Origin of the sequence: Paenibacillus sp. OT2-17, from assembly GCF_009827695.1 — a bacterium.
Taxonomy (GTDB): domain Bacteria; phylum Bacillota; class Bacilli; order Paenibacillales; family Paenibacillaceae; genus Paenibacillus; species Paenibacillus polymyxa_B.
Window position 1 is genome coordinate 1 of record NZ_WUDQ01000833.1, and the last position, 1,181, is coordinate 1,181.

Here is a 1,181-nt window from a genome sequence, read left to right on the forward strand (position 1 = left end):
CGTTCTTCTGGATACACGGGATCTACTGGCACATAGGCAGCTCCGGCTTTCATAATTCCCAGCACCGCCACTATCATCTCAACAGACCTGTCAACCATGACAGCGACCAGACTCTCCCGTGTAATTCCACGCTTCTGCAAAAAATGGGCAAGAGCGTCCGCTCTATCATTGAGTTGTCTGTAAGTGAGCATCGTATCTTCATATATGACGGCTGCTAGTTCTGGTGTACGCTCCGTCTGCGCTTCGAATAGCCCGTGAAAAGTAAGTGCAGGAAACTGGACAGCGGGTCCGCTCCATATTTTCGTCAAATTAGCCTCTTCTTCGGTTGTTAACAGCCGAACGTCACGGAGGCAAACATCTGCATTGCTGGCAACTTGGAGGAAGACATGCTTCAAATGATGGGCCAGATGCTTCATCGCTTCACTGTTGTATACCTTGCCGTTATAGGACAATATGAAACTCATTGCCTTCTTGTCTTCAACTTCAATATTAAAGTCATACGGTATTTCTTCGAATAACCGGGCGTCTTCAATAATGAATCCGAGTTTGTCTTGCCAGTCCCGTCTCCCGACCATGTTTTCCAGCGGATAGTTCTCGAATACAACGATATGATCGAGCAAGCGTTGCTTGAGTGCAGATTGCGACTGGATTTCAGCAAGTGAACAGTATCCGTTCATCCTTCCTTGGACAGAGGCTCTCTGGACATCGCGCAATAATTCAACAAAACTCTTTTCTTCATTTAATCTAATTCGTAATGGAATGGTATTAATGAACAATCCCACAATTCGCTCTACTTCATCCAATTCCGACGGGCGGCCAGATACCACCGTGCCAAAAACTACGTCCTTGATTCCGTTGTAACGACCAAGTACAATTCCCCAGGCGGCCAGAAAAAGACTGCTAAGCGTGGCCCCATTGCATTCAGCAATCGTACGCAAAGTGCTGGTCTCTGTTTCCGTCAGCGTCGTTCTATATTCCTGCAGCAGATAGCCGCCTTTTTCAGGAGTTGTAGCTGGAGTTTTTAGCATCGGAAGTCCGGCCGTTTGTTCGTAACCTTGTAATTCAGAACGCCAGTAGTCCTTGGCCGCCTCCTGATCCTGTTCTTCAAGCCAGTCGGCATACCCGGTGTAAGGTCGTGGTTCAGGCAATGGAACGGAACGGCCTGTACAATAGGCCTCATA

Annotated in this window: 1 protein-coding gene; it reads right to left on the reverse strand. The window is 47.9% G+C overall.

The features are described 5' to 3' along the window. On the reverse strand, positions 1-1,181 hold a 1,181-nt coding region (locus GRP75_RS27490), incomplete at both ends, for a condensation domain-containing protein (RefSeq protein WP_160790955.1).